This is a genomic window from Polynucleobacter sp. UB-Piko-W3, assembly GCF_018881635.1.
Lineage (GTDB): Bacteria > Pseudomonadota > Gammaproteobacteria > Burkholderiales > Burkholderiaceae > Polynucleobacter.
Window position 1 is genome coordinate 1,596,419 of record NZ_JACVPY010000002.1, and the last position, 21,000, is coordinate 1,617,418.

General features: G+C 45.1%; 18 protein-coding genes and 1 riboswitch. Of the genes, 5 read left to right on the plus strand and 13 right to left on the minus strand.

All coding sequences use genetic code 11. The annotated features are described in order from the left end of the window. Positions 1 to 2: 2 nt before the first annotated feature. The 7 genes from ICN31_RS08490 to ICN31_RS08520 all read right to left on the minus strand — a co-directional run bounded on the left by ICN31_RS08490 (position 3) and on the right by ICN31_RS08520 (position 8,431). Complete coding sequence (locus ICN31_RS08490) at positions 3 to 1,142, minus strand: efflux RND transporter periplasmic adaptor subunit (RefSeq protein ID WP_216260855.1); 1,140 nt, start codon at positions 1,140 to 1,142, stop codon at positions 3 to 5. Positions 1,143 to 1,311: 169 nt separating this feature from the next. Further along, positions 1,312 to 2,853 (minus strand): efflux transporter outer membrane subunit, encoded by a 1,542-nt coding sequence (locus ICN31_RS08495; RefSeq protein WP_216260422.1) that lies wholly within the window; start codon positions 2,851 to 2,853, stop codon positions 1,312 to 1,314. A 126-nt stretch (positions 2,854 to 2,979) separates the two neighbouring features. Then, entirely contained in the window at positions 2,980 to 4,812 is a 1,833-nt protein-coding gene (gene glmS / locus ICN31_RS08500) for a glutamine--fructose-6-phosphate transaminase (isomerizing) (RefSeq protein WP_216260424.1), read from the minus strand. Then, positions 4,812 to 6,302 (minus strand): bifunctional UDP-N-acetylglucosamine diphosphorylase/glucosamine-1-phosphate N-acetyltransferase GlmU, encoded by a 1,491-nt coding sequence (gene glmU / locus ICN31_RS08505; protein ID WP_216260426.1) that lies wholly within the window; start codon positions 6,300 to 6,302, stop codon positions 4,812 to 4,814. Before glmU ends, glmS begins: the two co-directional genes overlap by 1 nt. Further along, entirely contained in the window at positions 6,299 to 7,207 is a 909-nt protein-coding gene (gene ttcA, locus ICN31_RS08510) for a tRNA 2-thiocytidine(32) synthetase TtcA (protein WP_216260428.1), read from the minus strand. Before ttcA ends, glmU begins: the two co-directional genes overlap by 4 nt. A 10-nt stretch (positions 7,208 to 7,217) precedes the next feature. Further along, a complete protein-coding gene (locus ICN31_RS08515) occupies positions 7,218 to 7,613 on the minus strand; it encodes a dihydroneopterin aldolase (RefSeq protein WP_216260430.1) in 396 nt (131 codons plus the stop codon). A gap of 11 nt (positions 7,614 to 7,624) precedes the next feature. Next, positions 7,625 to 8,431 (minus strand): SDR family oxidoreductase, encoded by an 807-nt coding sequence (locus tag ICN31_RS08520; protein WP_216260433.1) that lies wholly within the window; start codon positions 8,429 to 8,431, stop codon positions 7,625 to 7,627. Positions 8,432 to 8,456: 25 nt separating this feature from the next. Between ICN31_RS08520 and ICN31_RS08525 the strand changes: the two genes are divergently transcribed. After that, entirely contained in the window at positions 8,457 to 9,644 is a 1,188-nt protein-coding gene (locus tag ICN31_RS08525; protein WP_216260435.1) for a class I SAM-dependent methyltransferase, read from the plus strand. A 3-nt stretch (positions 9,645 to 9,647) separates the two neighbouring features. On the opposite strand, the gene ICN31_RS08530 is transcribed toward ICN31_RS08525, so the two are convergent. From ICN31_RS08530 to ICN31_RS08540, 3 genes are read right to left on the minus strand one after another with little or no spacing between them, the layout of a single operon-like run. Beyond that, positions 9,648 to 10,778: a polynucleotide adenylyltransferase gene (locus ICN31_RS08530; protein WP_216260437.1), complete on the minus strand. Its 1,131-nt coding sequence runs from the start codon at positions 10,776 to 10,778 to the stop codon at positions 9,648 to 9,650. After that, positions 10,778 to 11,686 (minus strand): complex I NDUFA9 subunit family protein, encoded by a 909-nt coding sequence (locus tag ICN31_RS08535; RefSeq protein ID WP_216260439.1) that lies wholly within the window; start codon positions 11,684 to 11,686, stop codon positions 10,778 to 10,780. The genes ICN31_RS08530 and ICN31_RS08535 overlap by 1 nt, the downstream gene beginning before the upstream one ends. A 25-nt stretch (positions 11,687 to 11,711) precedes the next feature. Next, the gene (locus ICN31_RS08540; RefSeq protein ID WP_370624311.1) at positions 11,712 to 13,676 is read right to left on the minus strand and encodes a transglycosylase SLT domain-containing protein; all 1,965 of its coding nucleotides are present in this window, start codon (positions 13,674 to 13,676) and stop codon (positions 11,712 to 11,714) included. A 77-nt stretch (positions 13,677 to 13,753) separates the two neighbouring features. On the opposite strand from ICN31_RS08540, the gene ICN31_RS08545 reads away from it, so the two are divergent. Further along, positions 13,754 to 14,380, plus strand: a complete 627-nt coding sequence (locus ICN31_RS08545) for a 5-formyltetrahydrofolate cyclo-ligase (protein ID WP_216260441.1) — start codon at positions 13,754 to 13,756, stop codon at positions 14,378 to 14,380. 1 nt (position 14,381) lies between these two features. On the opposite strand, the gene metF is transcribed toward ICN31_RS08545, so the two are convergent. The 3 genes from metF to metK all read right to left on the minus strand — a co-directional run bounded on the left by metF (position 14,382) and on the right by metK (position 18,100). Further along, positions 14,382 to 15,212, minus strand: coding sequence for a methylenetetrahydrofolate reductase [NAD(P)H] (gene metF, locus ICN31_RS08550; protein WP_216260443.1), 831 nt, complete (start codon positions 15,210 to 15,212; stop codon positions 14,382 to 14,384). Positions 15,213 to 15,245: 33 nt separating this feature from the next. Further along, complete coding sequence (ahcY, locus tag ICN31_RS08555; RefSeq protein WP_216260444.1) at positions 15,246 to 16,691, minus strand: adenosylhomocysteinase; 1,446 nt, start codon at positions 16,689 to 16,691, stop codon at positions 15,246 to 15,248. A 61-nt stretch (positions 16,692 to 16,752) separates the two neighbouring features. Further along, positions 16,753 to 16,858, minus strand: a riboswitch (S-adenosyl-L-homocysteine riboswitch). Between the two features lie 75 nt (positions 16,859 to 16,933). Next, on the minus strand, positions 16,934 to 18,100 hold the full coding sequence (gene metK / locus ICN31_RS08560; RefSeq protein ID WP_216260447.1) for a methionine adenosyltransferase: 1,167 nt from the start codon (positions 18,098 to 18,100) through the stop codon (positions 16,934 to 16,936). 202 nt (positions 18,101 to 18,302) lie between these two features. On the opposite strand from metK, the gene ICN31_RS08565 reads away from it, so the two are divergent. From ICN31_RS08565 to dapF, 3 genes are read left to right on the plus strand one after another with little or no spacing between them, the layout of a single operon-like run. After that, a complete protein-coding gene (locus ICN31_RS08565; protein ID WP_370624312.1) occupies positions 18,303 to 19,163 on the plus strand; it encodes a lipid A biosynthesis acyltransferase in 861 nt (286 codons plus the stop codon). Between the two features lie 15 nt (positions 19,164 to 19,178). Beyond that, positions 19,179 to 20,078: a lipid A biosynthesis acyltransferase gene (locus ICN31_RS08570; protein ID WP_216260448.1), complete on the plus strand. Its 900-nt coding sequence runs from the start codon at positions 19,179 to 19,181 to the stop codon at positions 20,076 to 20,078. Positions 20,079 to 20,088: 10 nt separating this feature from the next. Beyond that, positions 20,089 to 20,991 (plus strand): diaminopimelate epimerase, encoded by a 903-nt coding sequence (gene dapF / locus ICN31_RS08575; protein ID WP_255530948.1) that lies wholly within the window; start codon positions 20,089 to 20,091, stop codon positions 20,989 to 20,991. The last annotated feature ends 9 nt before the right edge of the window (positions 20,992 to 21,000 follow it).

A 21,000-nucleotide genomic window follows, 5' to 3' on the forward strand; every position in this document is an offset into this window, starting at 1 on the left:
AATTATTCCTGCGGCTTCGGGTCAGGTGAATTCGCTGGCTGCACCGTGTTATTAATAATGAGTGGCGTGCCATTCTTTAGCTTTAATTGGCCACTCGTCACTACTGTAGCGCCCTCTTCAACTCCTTTGAGGATTGCGACTTGATCGCCCCGCGTTGCTCCAGTAGTCACAAATACTTGTTGCGCCTCTAATGCTGGCTTACCTTGTTTATCTTTCTTGCCAGTGGGTTTAGCAACAAATACCGTTGATCCATACGGGTTATAAGTGACAGCTGTTTGTGGCAAGGTTAATAATTTCGCCTGTTCGCCAACTTGAATATTCACATTGGCAAACATTCCAGGAAGAATTTTCTTATCTGGATTGGCAATTTGCGCCTCAACTTGAATATTGCGAGTATTGGTGTCTACTTTTGGGCTGACAGCTGTAATCTTGCCAGTAAAGCTTACATCTTTAAAGGCATCCGTTGTCACAACTACTTTTTGACCAACCTGAATTTGCTCCGCATTATTTTGTGGCAAGTTAAAGTCTACAAAAATAGGGTCCAAAGTTTGCAGCGTTAAAAGCTTGTCGCCAGGATTAACATACTGACCAGGGTTAATCGATACAATACCAACCCGACCACTAAAAGGCGCCTGTAAATTCTTTTTTGCGACAAGAGCAGTCTGCGACTCAACTTGTGCAATCTTAGATTTTGCATCTGCCGCACTCGTATCAAATACATTTTTACTAATCGCCTGAATAGCTAGTTGCTGACTATCGCGCTCATTAATAACCTTAGCAAGGTCAGCCATTGCTTTTAAGGATTTCAACTGTGCAACATCAGATGCATCATTTAGCTTTATTAATAAATCACCCTCTTTTACATCTTGGCCTGACTTAATAGGTACTGTCAGCACCAAGCCTCCAATCTCAGTGCTTAAATCCACACCCCTAAAGGCGCGCACATTACCAACACTAGTGAGCTTAGGCTGCCATTCAGAAGTCGCAACGACCATCGTTGAAACTGTTGCTGGAGGCAATCCCATGCCTGAGACAAAATACTTAATCATGAACATCTTGGCTTGATTAAACGCAAAAATTAAGCCAAGCAGTAAAAATACTCCGCACAACATAATGGTCATTCGGCGGTGCAAGGGCTCCATAGCTATGAGCTTGGCATATGCTTTAGTACCCCGCCATTTTTGACCCATGCGAACATAAAAAGCCTTAGTTTTTTCCCAAAGCGAAATTACTTTTTCACGCAATTTCCACTCGACTGCCTTGAGCCTCATCCATGCCCACAAGGCAAGAATCACGGTCATGAGTTTGTTCTTAATTTGTTCCAGAAGTTTCATTTTGATCTTTATTCGCTATGTCTCTTGGTTTAAAAGCAGGGCCCTCACGATTCCACCAGCCACCGCCTAATGCCGCAAATAATGCTGCAGTATCAGAAAAACGGGTTGCTTGAGCTGCGACTGATTTTACTTTTGCCTGTTGATACTGATTTTGGTAGTAAAGGACTGCCAAGTAACTCGCAGTACCTAATTTATATTGTTGTTGAACCAGATCTAATGTTTCATAGGCATAACGCTCTGCATCAGAAGCTGCTTTAAGCGCTTGAGCTCCGGTCTCTAGTGCACGTAATGCATTAGCAACCTCTTGAAAAGCATTCAATACTGTTGCCTGGTACTGAAAAGCTGCTTGCTCATAATTTGCAATTGCGCCACGGCGTTGCGCTAATAACTGTCCACCCTGAAAAAGGGGTTGCAAAATTCCACCGCCAATAGACCACAATGCAGAGTTAGGGCCAAATAATGCGGCAGAAGTGAGTGCAGCAGAACCAATTGATCCAGTGATATTGAACTGAGGCAATAGATTGGCTGTCGCTACACCAACAAATGCATTCTGGGCTTTGAGTTGTGCCTCAGCAGCACGCACATCGGGGCGCTGACGCACCAGACTTGATGGTACAGAGAGTGGCAACTTTTCTGGCAAGTGCAAATTAGAGAGGTCAAACTTTGCAATATTGGCGTTACTGGGCAGCTCGCCAACCAGTAAGGCTAACTGATTGCGAGCAAACGCTAAATTACGCTCATAGTTAAATAAATCAACTTGCGAACTAGCCACTAAAGTTTGCTGGGAGGTCAAATCAACCTTATTAACAGTTCCGATCTTTAATTGTTTTTCTGTTACTTCGGCTAAATTAATTTGGGCTTTTAAGATCTCTTCTGTAGCCTGCATTTGAGCACGTAGGGCCGCTTCTTTGACTGCGCCAGTCACCACGTTAGCAGTTAGAGAAAGATATGCTCCCTCAAGTTGAAACTGAGCAACTTCTGCTTGCGCTCTAGCCCCCTCAACAGCGCGACGTGCACCACCAAAAACATCTAGCTTATAAGTCACGTTTACTGAAGTGTTGTAAAGATTATAAGTATCAGATCCGTATGGCAGGCCATAGATTGCTGATGGCTGAAGTTGTCGCGTAGCTGCGCCGCCAACACTAACTGCTGGAAAATATTGACCACCAATTTGAGCGCTCACATTTTCTTGTGCAGCACGCAATGCTGCATCTGCTGCGCCCAAGTTTGGATTCTGCTCCAGCGCTTTTTTGATAAGTGCATCAAGCTCTGGCGACTTATAAAGCGTCCACCATTGCGCCTCTATATCTGCCCCCTCGGCAAATTCTTGAGGGGTACCACCAGGCACTCCAGTAGCGGTAGTTAATTTTTGAGACAGAGGGTTTTCTGTATAAGACTTAACCTTAGGGGGATCAGGTTGCTTAAAGTCTGGGCCAACCGCACACGCAGACAACAACCCTGCGCAAATCAACAGAAGCAAATTTAAACGTGAGAGTGGTGACACTTTCGACAGAAACATGAATTGCAACAAATATCCTCTTTAACAGGACTTATTTGAACACAGAAATGTAATCAGGGCTTTGTAAAGCCCTGATTTAACTACTTAAATTTGTTCACAGCTTTGGAAAAATGTCAAACATGAAAATTATTCAACGGTAACGCTCTTTGCAAGGTTTCTTGGCTTATCAACATCGGTACCGCGAGCACAAGCTGTGTGATACGCCAGCAACTGCAGTGGTACTACATGCAAGATTGGAGAGAGATTACCGTAGTGCTCAGGCAAACGAATAACATTAATTCCTTCAGTACTAACGATATTAGTATCGTGGTCAGCAAAGACATATAGCTTTCCGCCGCGCGCTTTTACTTCCTGCATATTGGATTTCAATTTCTCCAGGAGCACATCATTTGGAGCAACTGTGACGACTGGCATCTTGTCAGTTACCAATGCTAATGGACCGTGCTTTAACTCGCCAGCTGGATAGGCTTCAGCATGAATATAAGAAATCTCTTTGAGCTTGAGCGCACCTTCAAGAGCAATTGGATAGTGTAAGCCGCGACCTAAGAAGAGTGCATTTTCGCATTTAGAAAATGCATCACTCCAGGCAATGATTTGTGGCTCAAGCGCCAATACTGCATGCAAAGCTTTGGGTAAATGACGTAATTCTCGTAGAAGCTGTTTTTCTTTTTCAGTAGAGATTTTGCCTGCTCGCTTCGCAAGCGAAATAGCCAAAAGGTATAAAGCTAGTAATTGAGTTGTAAATGCCTTGGTGGATGCAACACCAACCTCAATGCCCGCCTTGGTCAAGAAATGCCAATTGGTTTCACGAACCATTGCGCTACTAGCAACGTTGCAAATGGCTAGCGTGTAAGGGTGTCCAAGAGTCTTGGCGTGACGAAGCGCTGCCAAAGTATCTGCAGTCTCACCAGATTGAGAAACCACCACAATGAGTGTTTTTGGATTTGGTACAGTCGTACGATAACGATACTCACTAGCGATCTCTACTTGAGTTGGAATACCAGCAATATCTTCTAGCCAATATTTAGCAACACAAGCCGAGTAATAACTAGTGCCGCAAGCCAGAATCAAGATTTGATCAAATTTTTGCCAGTCATCTGGATTGGCATTAAAGAGTTCTGGGCCAAATGAGGCAATATTAGCGAGAGTATCGCCAATGGCTCTAGGTTGCTCAAAGATCTCTTTTTGCATGTAATGCTGATAAGGGCCCAAATCTACAGAGTCGGCCTGAGCAGGCATCGGCTTACGCTCTCTTTGTACAGACTTTCCAGATTGATCGATTACTTGCGCACTGTCGGCCGCGAGAATCGCAATATCACCTTCTTCTAAATACATCATTGAACTAGCACGTCCAGCCAAAGCAAGAGCATCTGAGGCTAAAAAGTTTTCATGCTCACCAAGTGCTACGACTAGAGGTGAACCAGCACGCGCACCAACCAAAGTAGCAGGCTTATCTTGAGAAATGACACCAATTGCATATGCACCGTGTAATTTCGGCAAGACTACCCTTACTGACTGGGCAATATCTTTTTGACCACTAGCAAGGTATTCCTGATGAATTAAATGTGCAATGACTTCAGTATCAGTCTCAGAGGTGAAAACATAACCAGCAGCTTTTAACTCTGTGCGTAGATTTTCATAATTCTCAATAATGCCGTTATGTACTACTGCAATCAATTCATTGGAAATGTGGGGATGCGCATTTTGCGTATCTGGCTTGCCATGTGTAGCCCAGCGTGTATGGGCAATACCAATGGTACCAATAAATTCTTTTCCCTGATCGGCTAATTCAGACACGCGGGCTGTTGTGCGCGCCCTTTCGATTAGATGCCTAGCATCATCTCCATTAATTACCGCAAACCCACAAGAGTCATAACCACGGTACTCAAGACGACGTAAGCCCTCAACCAGAACATCAACAATATTTTGATGAGAGGCTGCACCAACAATACCGCACATTATTTTTTACCCTTTGCGGTTTTTTTGATAGCAGTCTTCTTTGAAGCAACTTTCTTGCTGGGTGCTTTTTTCGCAACAGCTTTTTTCTCCTGCTTCACAGGCCGCTTCCACTGTAAAGACACTTGCCGAGCTCTTGATACAGTCAACTGATTTGCAGGCGCATCTTTTGTAAGGGTTGTACCTGCACCCAATGTAGCACCACGCCCAACGCGCACTGGAGCAACCAACTGGGTATCCGATCCAATAAAGACATCGTCCTCAATAATGGTCTGATGTTTGTTAACACCGTCATAGTTGCAGGTAATCGTACCTGCGCCAATATTGACTCTGGATCCAACAATCGAATCGCCAACGTACGACAAATGATTTGCTTTGCTATTAGCAGCAATCTTGCTGTTCTTGACTTCAACGAAGTTACCAATGTGAACATCATTTGACAGATCAGCACCTGGACGTAAACGTGCATATGGACCAATCACCGATTGATCGCCAACTTTAGCGCCGTCAATATGGCTGTATGCATGCACTGCTACCGCTTTACCAATCACGCTATTGCGAATCACACAGTAAGGGCCAATCTTCGTGCCCGTTGCTAAAGTAACGCACCCCTCGAAGACGCAGCCTACGTCAATGAAAACATCGGTGCCGCACTCAAGGGTGCCACGCACATCGATGCGCGCAGGATCAGCCAGCGATACGCCAGTATTCATTAGCTGATGAGCAATACTAAGTTGATGGACTCGCTCTAGGCTAGCCAACTGATCGCGACTATTGATGCCAATAATTTCAAACTCATGATCAGCTTGTGTCGTGCGAATGGGTACACCATCTTTAACAGCCATCGCAATCACATCAGTTAAATAGTACTCACCCTGTGCATTACTAGCGCGCAAAGCCTTAAGCCACTTCTTTAACGCATTGGTTGGCAATACCATGATGCCGGTATTAATTTCGTGAATCGCTTTTTGTGCTGGAGTTGCATCCTTCTCTTCCACAATCTCTTGTACCGAACCATCTGCATCACGCACTATGCGACCATAGCCTGTTGGGTTAGCAAGATTCTGAGTAAGCAAAGCTAAAGCAGAATCTTGGCCGCGAACACCATCGGCTAATTTAGCCAGCTTACTCAAAGTCTTTTTACTAGTCAGCGGTACATCGCCATACAAAACCAAGGTAGGCTCTTGCACATCCAGCTTTGGAAGCGCCTGCAAGAGTGCATGACCTGTACCCTTTTGTTCTGCCTGAAGGACAGTACTGACTTTGCTAAAACTAGGGTCCCCTTTACTTATAGTCACTAAGAATGCTTTAACGTCAGCAGCGCCATGCCCAACCACCACAATCGGACCAGCTTTAGTCTGCTTATTTTGCAAAGATAAGGAAGTAATCAGAACGTGCTGAAGAAGTGGTTTGCCCGCTAAAGTTTGCAGGACCTTGGGCAAGGCAGATTTCATCCGCTTTCCTTGCCCAGCAGCCAAGATGACGATATTCATAAGGGGGGATTATAAGTCCCCTGAATGAGGGTTCCACAAGCCAATTCGTCTAATTGCGCCTCATCAATTGCCTTATCGCCAGAGGATCTAGCAGCAATGCCAGATAGCTCTGTAGAAATCTCTAAATTTTGGAAATCAAAAGCCTCCCCATCCATCAGATGGGATGGAACGATGTGGTGCATTGAGCGAAATAGATTCTCTACGCGGCCAGGGTATTTTTTCTCCCAATCCCGCAACATTTCTTTCATGACTTGGCGCTGAAGATTGGGCTGACTACCGCACAGATCGCACGGGATAATTGGGAAATTCATATCTTGCGCATATCGCTCTAACAATTTCTCAGGAACATAAGCTAAAGGTCGAATAACAATATGCTTGCCATCATCAGAACGGAGCTTAGGCGGCATACCTTTTAACTTACCTGCGTAGAACATATTGAGCATCAAGGTTTCCAAGATGTCATCGCGATGATGTCCTAATGCTATTTTGGTAGCGCCTAGTTCATCTGCGACGCGATACAAAATCCCACGACGTAAGCGGGAGCACAAGCCACAAGTCGTCTTACCCTCTGGAATAACACGCTTCACAATACTATAGGTATCTTGCTCTTCAATATGAAATTGAATGCCCAAGCTTTTTAAATAACTCGGAAGTGTTTCTGCGGGGAAATTAGGCTGCTTCTGATCGAGATTAACGGCTACGATCTCAAAGTCAATCGGTGCGCGCTCACGTAACTTCATCAAAATATCTAGCATGGCATAACTGTCTTTGCCACCAGAAACACACACCATTACCTTGTCTCCGTCTTCGATCATGCCAAAGTCGCCAATAGCTTGTCCAACCAAGCGACAGAGTTTTTTCTCTAGCTTGTTTTCTTCGAAGATCACTTTACGAATATCACCCATAACAACTCACTTATGCTGACTTAATCCGAAATACTTCAACGCCAACGGAATGGCAGTCTGGATAGACGTCTGGTTTTGCAGTCCTAACGCAAGCTGCCAATACCTTAGGATGCGCAAGCATTACCGCAACGATGTCATCGCAAAAAGTTTCTTGAAGGTGGATATGACCCTTAGAGGCCCGCGCCTTAATGGTTTCACGCATAAAGTCATAATCGACCACTTCATCTAACTGATCGTTTGTTGGCGTATTCTTGGCTAATGGAATATAGAGGTCTACATTGAGAATGACGCGTTGTTCTGCTTTTTTCTCAAAATCATGAACGCCAATGTTGATATAAATTTCATAGTCGCGTAAAAATAAGCGGCGGCAATCAGCAAGTGCGGGATGGGAAAGAATAGTGTGCATAAATAATCTACTTAATTTGTCTTAAACATCACATCGCGTGATGATGGTAATAAATGTTGGCCGCCGTCAACATATAAAGTGGTTCCAGTAATGGCGTTAGCCTGAGCTAAAAAGACGGCTGCTTGAGCGATATCTTCTGGTGTTGAAGATTTTCCTAATGGCGTCATTTGATGTGCCTTTGTAAAGCCATCATTAGTCTGATCTCCAGAGGGTAAAGAAATTCCAGGCGCTAAGCCAATCACTCTAAGATGAGGAGCAAAATCGAGAGCCAATACTTCTACTGAAGTTGCTAGCGCAGCTTTAGATAAGGTGTATGACAAATAATCCGGATTGAGATTAATCAATTTTTGATCAAGCAATTGAATGGCGGATGGCAAATGCTCACCACCTATTTTATTTGGATTATTTTTCTTAAACTCAAACATCAATTGAGAAAGCAAAATCGGTGCAGTCAAATTAACCTGCATATGGTCCTGTAAGCTTTTAGTAGTCAATGGTGTATTTGAGTTGGCACGATCATACTCAAAAATAGATGCGCTATTGACTAAGCAATGCAGATTTGGAAAGTGCTGGCTCACGGCAGTAAATAGCTTTTTGATAGCTGGTTCATCTGCTAAATCCGCCTGATAAGCTTGGGCTTTAACCCCCATCATCTCGATTTCTCTGACAACTTCTTTAGCTTCTTGCTCAGATCGCCCATAATGAACAGCAACATCCCATCCCTGACGTGCAAACTGCAAAGCAATTTCCCGACCCAGACGCTTGGCAGCGCCAGTCACTAAAACTGCTTTCTTTTGTTGGGATAAGGGTGAGTTCAATTAAATTCTCTTAGACTAGCGAGCTATGGATATTACCTTGACCAGCCTAGAAACGGAGCATAGCGAACTCCTCAAGGCCAAAATTGTCTCTGAGATAGCTTCCCAGGGTGGTTGGCTGCCATTTTCAAGGTATATGGAGATGGCCCTTTATGAGCCTAGAATGGGCTATTACAGCGCTGGGGCCCATAAATTAGGTGCTGGCGGGGACTTCACGACAGCCCCCGAATTAAGCCCCCTCTTTGGGGCTGCTATTTGTTCGACTTTGTTGCCAGTCCTTGAGGGCCTCAAAGAAAAAGGTTTGCCCACCCAAATCCTTGAATTTGGCGCTGGAACAGGAAAGCTTGCCGCTTCCATTCTGAGCCGCTTACATGATCTTGGTTTTGAATTAGATCAATACGACATCATCGAGATTTCTCCTGATCTGGCACAGCGCCAACAAGAACGTATTAGCGGACATATTCAAGATTTAAATCTATCTACTCAATGTCATTGGCCCAGCGAATTACCAAAAGAATTTAAAGGCATCATTCTTGCCAATGAAGTGATCGATGCCATTTCGTGTGACGCCATCATTTATCAAAATGGATTTTGGTATTGGTATGGCGTTGCCTTTAAGGATGGCAAGCTTATTTGGAAAGTAGGCTCGCCAGTAGCGCAAGCGTTATTGCCCGAAAGCCTTTTGGATATGAGTTTTTCCGAAGGCTATATCACCGAACTTCATACGCCAGCTAATGCATGGATGCGCCAAGTTACTAAACAACTAGATACTGGTCTATTTTTAACTTTCGATTATGGCTTTCCAGAAAGTGAGTATTACCATCCGCAGAGGCTAGAAGGCACATTGATAGCACATCATCGCCATCATGCAATTCAAGATCCATTTTATCTACCCGGACTTTGTGACCTAACAACGCATGTTGAGTGGTCACAAATTGCTCGTAGTGCGCTTGCAGAAAATGCTGATGATGTTTTTTTGACCAATCAAGCTGCCTATTTATTAGATGCCGGCATCGGCGATATTGCGCTCGAGATTGGGGATCCAAGTGATCCCGAGACTTTTCTGCCAATCTCCAACGCATTGCAAAAATTACTTTCTGAAGCAGAGATGGGTGAGCTCTTTAAAGCATTTGCCTTCTCAAAGAATTTAAATACCTTATTACCTGGCTCTTCTCTAGAAGATCTGCCTGGACTGCGCGGCAGAAACAGACTCTAAGGCCTAAGACTGAATTGCAACGGTAATTGCAGCAAGTCGGGCAGCTTCAAATGCACTGCCAATACTCTCGCCATTAGATCGGTCTTGCGCCTCAACACCAGCAATAATCTCTGCCGTATTTAATGCCTGAGCATTACGCATGGCTACTACCAATAAAGAAACTTTGAACCCAATTTTCCCAGCAAGGTTAAGTAATGCTTGGCCCCGATCTGGCTTGCGCCAAATATCAGCGCGATTAAACCAAGCCAAGACATCGACAGGTTGAAAAGCGGCTGCAGAGTACTTATCAACTAGCGCCTTTAATTCACTAAAAATCTCACTAAAGTCACGTACCTCAATAGGCATACGCACGCATTCAGCCCAGGTACGAATTTCAGATGCAGATAAATCCATCAAGGCGATGGCACAACGCTCTTCTAAGCTATTGCCACTTACCTCGGAATGCTCAATTAATGCTTCACGAAATGGCTCTTCTGCAAGTTTTGCAGTGAGTGTGCTCGGTAATAGAAGTTTGGCAGCGCCAGTGTCTAGTAAAACCTGAAACATATGCATAGGCTTTGAAGCAACCAGACCTCTAGCTAGCTCCTGCCAAATCCGCTCTGCTGAAAGCGCATTTAACTCGCCCGCCTGAACAATTGCTTTTAATGCCGACATCGTGTCGTTAGCAACCCTAAATTCAGGAAAACGTGCAGCAAAGCGCGCAATACGCAATAAGCGCAACGGATCTTCAGAAAAAGCATCGGATACATGGCGAAATACTTTGGCAGCTAAATCTTCTTGACCGCTATAGGGGTCGATGATCGGTCCAAACTGTTTTCCATTCGGGCCGACTTCTTGGGCCATGGCATTAATCGTTAAATCACGACGCTCTAGGTCTTGCTCCAAGGTAACTGAAGGATCCGCATAAAAATGAAAGCCTTTATACCCTTGGCCTGTTTTACGTTCTGTACGAGCTAGCGCATACTCAGCTTGAGTTTCTGGATGCAGAAAAACAGGAAAATCCTTACCCACAGGACGAAAGCCTTTAGCAATCATTTCATCCACGCTAGAGCCAACGACCACATAGTCGATATCGTGCACAGGCAAACCCATTAAGGTGTCCCGTATTGCACCACCGACTGCATAGGTTTTCATTACTTCATGCCCTCAAGACTTCGCCGGCTCATTTTGAATACTTCGCTTAGTGCGTCCTTACCGCTTACAGGCAACACATTAGGTAATTGCATTGAAGCAATGTTGTCACGTGACATCAAAGTAGGTACTGGTAAGAATTCAAATGCTAAGGCTTGTAGATAGCCTACAAAAGCAGGCACCGGAATAATGGCACAGGATGTTTTGGCTTTGCGTGCAGCAAACTCCACAATCTCCTTCATGGTGTAAACCATAGGCCCTACTAAATCGTACGATTCATGAATGGTCTGAGGCATTTTTAATGTCATCACAAAAGCGCTAGCTACATCATCCACGCTGACCGGTTGAAACTTTGCCTGATGATTTGCTAAAGGCATTACTGGAAATAACTTAGCTAATTTTGAAAACAAATTAATGAACTGATCTTGGGCGCCAAAAATGACTGATGGCCTAAAAATAGTCCAATCTAAACTACTGGCCCTCACTGCCACCTCACCATCACCCTTGCTACGCTGATACATCGATGGCCCATGAGAATCAGCCCCCAAGGCACTCATATGAAGATAGCGCTTGAGGCCATGCATTTGCATCGCGGTAATAATATTTTTTGGCAAATCTACATGCGCAGCTTTAAAAACTTTTCCATAAGGCGTTGCCGGCTTATCGTGTAAGACACCCACCAAATTAATCACGGCGCCATTGTCATGAATACGTGCACATAAAGATTGCAGTTCATCAAAATCATGAACATCAGCATCTTCTAAATACACCTTAGGCAACATTCGTAACTCACGACCCGCAGCCAAGTGGCTTGTGGGCAAGAGAACTGAATAACCCGCCGCTTGTAATTGCGCAGCCAGCACTCGCCCAACAAATCCATTGCCACCAATTAAAAGAATGTTGTATTTCATAAGCTCTCTTATCAATGAATGCTAATTAGGGTAATTCAGATTGGGTAGCCGCTTTAGGTGAAATAACACCTAGGCGCTGTTTCAAGGATGGGGTTTGACCATTCATGACCGACGAATAGTAATTGGCGTTTGAGAGCACATTCTTGACATACGTACGCGTCTCATTAAATGGAATGGTCTCAGCAAAGATTGCGCCTTCAGTAGGACTTGTTAATTTTTCACGCCATGCTTTTGAGCGCGAAGGCCCAGCGTTATAGGCAGCCGATGCCAATACCCAAGAACCATCTAGGTCAACCAAGACCATGTTGAGGTAATTACTACCCAAAGTTAAATTTGTATTGGTATCGCTTAGCTTGTCATTGGTATAGTTGAGCATGCCAATCTTTTTAGCAACATACTTTGCCGTATTGGGCATCACCTGCATCAAGCCTGAAGCACCCACTGAAGAAGATGCATTCATGATGAAGCGTGATTCTTGACGAATGAGTCCATAGGCCCACGCTAGGTTTAAATCAATTTGCCGAGCAATAGGCGATAACTCATCCCTAAATGGGGTTGGGTAACGCAAACTAAAGTCATGCTCTTGCTTCGTACGATCAGCAGTATTCACGACTCGGTCGAACAACTGAATACGCTTAGCGTACTCAGCAGCAGCTAACAACTGCTTGTCTGTCATGTTGCGCAACTCCCAGTTCCACTCGCGATTGCCTTCAAAGCGAAGGTTCATGGCATATAAACGCTCGCTCCTCACAAACCCCTTACGACTGGCCATTGCATCAATCTCTTGCTCGGTCACCTTAGTACGAGACGGCGCATGGTTTGACTTGCCTAATTCTTCGCGAGCTAGTTGCCCATAAAAATTGTATTGCTCATCAATGAACTCAAAGCTCTCTTTAGCCTTTGCATCTTGACCTTGGGCTTTTAATGCGCGGCCATACCAATAAGTCCAAGCCGGATCTTTACTGCGCACTATGGGATTCATACCCTCTATCGCATTTTTTACCAAGCTCCAATCCTTAGCACGCAAGCCTGCACGCACCTTCCACTCCTGTGACTCAACTGAGAGCAGCTCGTTGTAACCAAGCTCTTGCTGCAAGCGATAAGCATCGTCAGCATTTGGGTCTAATTTCTTTGCTAGAAATTGACCAATCACACCCCAAGCCACGGCTTGATTTTCTTTACTATAGCGCGATGATGTCAGCAAAAATTCTCGATAAGCTTTCGCTGGATCAACCTTTGCAGTTTTTACAATTTCTGCAATAGGATCTTCGCCACCCAAGCGACGTGCCATTGTGTCAAAACCTCTTTCACTAGCTGCACGACCGATCGCCCTGGCCTCGCTTGGTGTCATTCCACCAGCGGCAACCAGTGAAGGAACTAACTCTTGGCAAGCTTGTCCAAAGTTACTTGGATCCAGCAGCACCGATCTCGAGTCAATTGCCAATTTCGTTGGATTCTCGCCTTGTGATAATTTTGACAGCAAGGAGTAGCACTTCACCTGAGTATCGTCATCCAAGACAAACTTGGCATACTCCACATCAAAGCGCGCCCAGTCTTTTCGCTTACCCAACACCAACAACCAATCGTTACGCATTCGATCAGCCAAAGCTGTCCCTTGATACTGGTTTAAAAATGCAATAACCTGAGAATCAGCACTGTAATCGCTACGTGGTCCACCGCCGCTATCAAATAATTGCGGCTTAATACTAAAGTAAGTCACATAATCATCAAATGGATAGGCGACCAAATTCGATGAAAGCTGTTGCGCACGGAAAACATCATTTTTTCTAGCTGCTTCTCGTAAATCAATAAACATCCGATCTGCATCAGTAATCTGGGCAGGGACTGCCTTACTTTCATAGGATTTAGGAAGGCTTGATTTTTTGGTCTTTTCAGCAAAAGCGCTGGGCATAGACAAGGCTATCCCCAGGATCAAAATCTTGACCCAGCAGAACTGATTGCCTTTGAGAATTTCAGACTTCTTTTTCACTATCTAACCCTGTACATATTTACCAGTATTCGCCTGGCATTAAGTTGTTTACTATATCTTCTAATTTTCGCCTGATAATGGACGATATGCACGGTAATTCGCCAAAAACTCTTCGTCAAGATTTGTTAAAGCAACGCAAAGAATTTGCTGCTGGGCAAGGTTATGCTCAAACCAAAGAGAGGCTAATTGCTGGTCTTAATCAGTTTTTAGCGAAAGATGGCAACTCCCTACGGTCTATAGCGCTTTATTGGCCCATTCAAGATGAGCTTGATTTGCGCACGGCATTAATCGCTTGGGCAAACCAAAATCCTGGATGTCGTTTGGCACTCCCCTATGCGCGGCCTGATAAACACCTCGACTTCTATGAATGGCAAGCTGGGGATGCTTTAACGCCAAGCCAACATGGAGTTCCTGAGCCAAGCCCAAATAACCCTTCAAGACCAGCAATTACTCCTGACTGCATCCTCATTCCCTGCGTCGGGTGGTCTAGCTCCATTGAGAGCGGCAAAACTCATTATTGGCGCCTAGGTTATGGCGGCGGATATTTTGATCGTACCCTTGCAGATCTGAGACAACAAAATCCCCAACTGCTTTGCATTGGAATTGGTTTTGATTGGCAAAAACTCAATGATGCCCAATGGGCGGCTCAGGCACATGATGAGCCCTTAGATATGCTACTTACGGAATCTAGCTTACTTCGCTGACTTACTTTGTTAAATCTAAGTTGTCAGCAATGGCTAAAACAGCGTCTGCTTGATTTAAAGAGTAGAAATGTAATCCAGGTGCACCTGCTGTCAATAGCTGATCACACAGATCTGTCACCACCTCTTCACCAAATGCGCGAATAGAGGCAATATCGTCACCATAAGACTGAAGACGCAAACGAATCCAACGTGGAATCTCAGCTCCACAGGCATCAGAGAAGCGCAATAGCTGAGTACTATTCGTAATCGGCATGATGCCAGCAATGATCGGCTCTATTACACCTAAGTCATAAGCTTCATCAACAAAACGAAAGTAAGCATCGGTGTTATAAAAATACTGAGTAACCGCAGAATTCGCACCTGCTTTCATTTTCTGTACAAAGAAATGAACGTCGCTTGCAGGAGACTTTGCCTGCGGATGTGTCTCTGGATAAGCAGCTACATCAATATGAAACCAATCGCCTGTTTCAGCACGAATAAACTCTACTAACTCATTGGCATGATGAAACTCGCCGTACTGACCCATGCCCGATGGCAAATCTCCCCGCAAAGCCACGATGCGTTTGATGCCTAAGGATTGATATTGCTTAAGCATCTCACGCACGCTTTCACGTGAGCTACCAACACAAGATAAGTGGGGAGCAACCGATGCACCAGCAGCATGAATATCACTCACCACTTTCAAGGTACCAGACTGAGTAGATCCACCGGCACCAAAGGTCACGGAATAAAACGCGGGCTTGAGAGTTTCACTAAAACGCTCGCGTACAAGATGCAACTTCTTCTCACCTTCAGGTGTTTTTGGAGGAAAGAATTCGACGCTTAATTCCATGATTTTGGGCCTAGGGTATTTAAATAAACTGGATTAATAACGATAGTGGTCAGCCTTGTATGGGCCTTCCTTCGTTACACCAATGTAAGTAGCTTGCTGATCAGATAACACTGTCAACTCGGCATTGAGAGTCTTAAGTTGTAAACGTGCAACCTTCTCGTCCAGATGCTTAGGCAATGTGTAAACACCAATTGGGTATTTGTCGGTACCAACTGCATTCCACAATTCGATTTGAGCAATCACCTGGTTCGCAAATGAGGAGCTCATCACATAGGAAGGATGGCCCGTACCGCAACCCAAGTTAACCAAGCGGCCTTTAGCCAAGATGATGATGCGCTTTTCAGGCTTGCCATTGCTTGCTGGGAAAATCACGTGATCGACTTGTGGCTTGATCTCTTCCCATTTGTATTTCTCAATACCCGCAACATCAATCTCATTATCGAAGTGGCCAATATTACAAACGATGGCTTGATTCTTCATCTTCGCCATGTGGTCATGTGTAATCACATGGTAGTTGCCAGTTGCAGAGACAAAGATATCTGCTTTATCGGCAGCGTAATCCATAGTTACAACACGGTAACCTTCCATTGCTGCTTGTAATGCACAGATTGGATCTACCTCAGTCACCCAAACTTGAGCAGACAGCGCGCGTAAGGCTTGAGCTGAGCCCTTACCCACATCACCATAACCGCAAACTACTGCAACCTTACCGGCAACCATGACATCGGTAGCTCGCTTGATTGCATCAACCAAAGACTCACGGCAACCATAAAGATTATCAAACTTGCTCTTGGTTACTGAGTCATTAACGTTGATTGCAGGAAACTTCAATTCACCTTTAGCAAACATTTGATACAGACGATGAACACCAGTGGTGGTTTCTTCTGTAACACCTTTTACTTTTTCTAAACGTGTTGAATACCAGGTTGGGTCTTGTGCTAATTTTTTCTTAATAGCAGAAAATAAAATTGTTTCTTCTTCGCTCGTTGGATGATTTAAGCAAGCTTGATCTTTTTCAGCACGGGCGCCAAGATGTAACAACAAAGTAGCATCACCACCGTCATCCAAAATCATATTGGTGAAGCCGCCATCAGCCCACTCAAAAATGCGGTGCGTGAAATCCCAGTACTGCTCAAGGGTCTCACCCTTGATGGCATACACCGGTGTGCCATTAGCAGCAATGGCTGCAGCAGCATGGTCTTGTGTTGAGAAAATATTGCAAGATGCCCACTGTACTTCTGCGCCAAGTGCCTCAAGGGTCTCAATCAACACTGCAGTTTGAATGGTCATGTGTAGCGAACCAGTGATTCGCGCTCCGCGCAAGGGCTGTTGTGCAGCAAACTCATCACGAATGGCAATCAAGCCAGGCATCTCAGTTTCAGCAATCGCAATTTCTTTACGACCAAAGTCAGCCAAAGAAATATCAGCAATTGCGCAACGAGTTGCAACAAAGTTATTTAAATCAGTAACGGTATTCATTAATGCTCCAGCTAAATACGATCCAATGCTGGAGTGCAAACTCGCTAGCCGTTGAATCATGGGTTAGCGAGCGCGGTTGCAATTAGCAGAAACTGTTTAAGAATCTACTCCCTTCAAGCCTGGGGAAATGCTGGGTCTCAGCATTCCTTGCAACGCTCCTTGAAGGTATGACGTAATTGTAAACAATTACGTCATATTTCGCCTCAATCCATCTATAAACTGCTTTTTAGTACCTTTAAAGCTTATAAGCCAGCTGCGGAACGCAATGCAGCGGCCTTGTCTGTCTGCTCCCAAGTAAATTCTGGCTCCTCACGACCAAAGTGGCCATAAGCAGCCGTCTTGCGATAAATAGGCCGCAAGAGGTTAAGCATCTTCACAATTCCTTTCGGACGTAAATCAAAGTGCTCAGATACCAATTGCGCAATCTTTTCATCAGAGACCTTGCCAGTACCAAAGGTGCTCACCATTACTGAAGTAGGCTTCGCAACGCCAATCGCATAAGAAATCTGAATCAAGCACTTACTTGCCAAGCCTGCCGCCACGACGTTTTTAGCAACATAACGGCCAGCATAGGCAGCCGAGCGGTCAACTTTAGAGGGGTCCTTGCCGGAAAATGCACCACCACCGTGAGGAGCCGCACCACCGTAGGTATCCACAATAATTTTGCGACCAGTCAAACCACAATCGCCTTGTGGCCCACCAATAACAAAACGGCCTGTTGGGTTAACCAAGAAGTTAATGGCGCCCTTAATCAAATGCTTAGGCAATACCGGCTTGATGATTTCTTCGATTACTGCTTCACGCAATTTTTCGAGAGAAATGTCTTCATCGTGCTGTGTAGAAAGGACTACTGTATCAATCGAATCAGGCTTGCCATCAACATAACGCAGCGTCACTTGTGACTTTGCATCTGGGCGCAACCATGTCAAGCGGCCATCACGGCGCAATTGCGATTGACGCTCCACCAAACGGTGTGACAAGTGAATTGGCAAAGGCATCAGCTCAGAAGTCTCATCACAAGCATAACCAAACATCAGGCCTTGGTCACCAGCACCCTGATCTAGGCCATCGTCATGTGCCTTATCAACACCTTGAGCAATGTCGGGGCTTTGCTTGTCATATGCAACCAGTACTGCACAGCCTTTGTAATCAATGCCGTAAGCAGTATTGTCATAGCCAATCTCACGCAAAGTATTACGAGCTACTTGAATGTAGTCAACGTTTGCATTGGTAGTAATCTCACCAGCAAGGACAACCAAGCCGGTATTACATAATGTTTCTGCTGCAACCCGTGCAGTTGCATCTTGAGCCAAGATGGCGTCCAAGATTGCATCAGAAATTTGGTCTGCTACTTTATCGGGGTGACCTTCAGAGACTGACTCTGAGGTAAAGAAGTAATCGTTTGCCATTGCATATTCCTTTAAAAATTAACACGTTCTATGGGACAACTCAACGTGCCAGGAACCACAACGGCGACGCTTTAGCAGAATTTATGAGTCGCCCTGCAAGTTGTCTTAACTCGGCGATTGGGTAATTTTATCCGAAAAGGGCTTGGTTCATCAAGGCGCAGTTAAATTTGGCCCTAATGGCCGCATTGAATATCATTGGGGGGTGCGAAAACTTCTTCTTAAACTCAGCCTCAATGCCATTGCGGCCCTGCCACTTGCCTTAGTGCAAGTCATTGGAGCCCTCATGGGTATCCTAGCCTATATGGGTTCGAAACATTATCGTGCGCTCTTTCGGCCACAATATGAGGCAGTAGTGAGCGCACACAAACTACCGCTTAAACTTTGGGAAGCAGTGAGAGCCTCAGGGATGCTATTTGCAGACAGCTTATGGATTTGGCGTAATCCTCAACAGGCGCTTGCGAAGGCAGAGGTGCCAGACTGGGATGTCATTCAAACTGCAATGTCTGAAGGCAAGGGCATGATTATTCTATGCCCACACCTTGGCGGCTTTGAAATCATTCCTCGCTTTCTGGCGCAACATTTCCCCGCAACCATCATGTATCGCCCATCCCGACAAGAATGGCTCAATGAAGTAGTGGAAGAAGGCCGTGCCTATCCAAATATGCATTTTGTACCAACCAACCTTCAAGGCGTTCGACATATGACTCGGGCTCTTGCAAAAGGCGAGGCTATTGCCATTCTTCCCGACCAAGTACCCAGCGGTGGCGATGGTGTTTGGTGTAATTTTTTTGGTCGCCCAGCCTACACCACCACTCTTCCAGTGCGGCTAGCCAATCGACACAATACCCCTGCGGTAATGTTTACAGCAAAACGCAAGGCCTTAGGCTTTGGCTGGATAGTCAATGCTAAACGTTTAAAACCATTTTCAGACGAACCAACTATTGCAGCACGAGAATTAAATGCTGCAATCGAAGCTGCAGTTTTAATCGCCCCCGAACAGTTCATCTGGTCTTACAACCGCTACAAACATCCTGCAGGCGCAGAACCACCTCCCAGTAATTAGTTATAAAATTTTGAAATGGCCTGGTTATCTAACCTTTTCAATTTCTTGGGGCTCAATCTCTTGCGCCTCTTTGCCTTCCTCCCCTACGCCATCACTGTCAAAGTAGGTTATGGTCTTGGTTGGCTTGCAGCCCATATACCTAATGGGCGTACGCATGTGGTTAAAACCAATCTCCGCTTATGTTTTCCCAATCTAAGCGAAAAGGAAATTGATGTACTGGCACTAGAACACTGGAAATTATTTGGCCGAAGTGTTTTAGAGCGAAGTCGTATTTGGTTAGGCAGTGGTAAACAAATCACCGATATTGTGACTATCGACTCAGCGATCACTTTGGGGGATCGAAAGCCACGCTTACTCATTAACCCTCATTTCGTTGGCCTCGAGGGCGGCTTTATGGCACTTTCTGCTTTAGCCAGCAAGCATGACTGGCCCCGCGGTGCAGGCCTCTACCAAAATATGAAAAATCCTTTCTTCAATCAAAAAATGATTGAGTGGAGAAATCGCTTTGGCGGAAAATCGATTGAGAGACAAAGTCGCCTTCGCGACCTCATCCGCGAAATCCAAACGGGCAACTTTATTTTTATTGCTCCTGATATTGATTTGGGTCTACGCGACTCTGTCTTTGTTCCTTTCTTTGGTATTCAGACAAATACTATTACCTCTGTCTCCCGGCTGGCTAGGCTCAGTGGTGCTGAGGTCTGCTTAATGACCACTACATTAAATAAAGACCGTAAAGGCTATACCTGCCATATTAGCGAGCCCTTACCAAACTTTCCAAGTAATGATGTCGAGAAAGATACTGCCAGTTTAAATCACTATATTGAAGAACTTGTTCGCAAAAGACCGGCAGAGTACTATTGGGTACATAAGCGTTTTAAACATCGGCCACCTGGTGAGCCGAGCCTTTACGATTAACGAGATACTTTTGAGCACATCTTCAAGCAATACTGGACGCAAAATTCGCTTCACCAAAATGCATGGTGCTGGCAATGATTTCATTGTTCTTAATGGCATTGATCAAGACCTGAGCAGCATTACACGAAAGCAATGGCAGACCTTAGCACATCGTCAATTTGGTATTGGTGCTGATCAAATTCTGATCGTTGAAAAAGCGACTCGTCCAGACGCAGATTTTCGTTACCGGATTTTTAATTCTGATGGCGGCGAAGTGGAGCAATGCGGTAATGGTTCACGCTGCTTTGTGCGCTTTGTATTAGATCAAGGTTTGTCTACTAAAAATCCATTACGTGTTGAAGTTGCGCACACTGTTCTTACCTTGAGGTCTCATCCGGATGGTCAAGTAGAGGTTGATATGGGCGCGCCTATTTTTGAGCATAACCAAATTCCATTTAATACAAGTGGATTAGCGAGCATGCAAGAGTTTCAAGAGATGCTCTATGCACTTCCCTTGGATCATCCTGCCTCACATGATAGTTTTGTTGGCGTGCTTTCAATGGGTAATCCCCATGCTGTTCAAGTCGTTACTGATCTTGAGAGTGCGCCTGTTCTTGAAGAAGGCCCCGAAATTGAAAAGCATTCTGCGTTCCCAAAAAGAGTAAATGCTGGCTATATGCAAATGCTCAATCGTAATGAAATCAAATTACGCGTATACGAACGTGGCGCAGGGGAAACTTTGGCCTGTGGGACTGGAGCTTGCGCAGCCGTGGTTTCTGGTATTCGTCGGGGCTTACTGGATTCCCCTGTGAAGGTACATACTCGTGGCGGGGATCTGCTGATAGCCTGGGGCGGCATCATCAATAACGTCGCTCAATCAGTCATCATGACTGGGCCTGCAGCTACCGCGTTTGAAGGCGAAACACAAATCTAAGCGCCATAT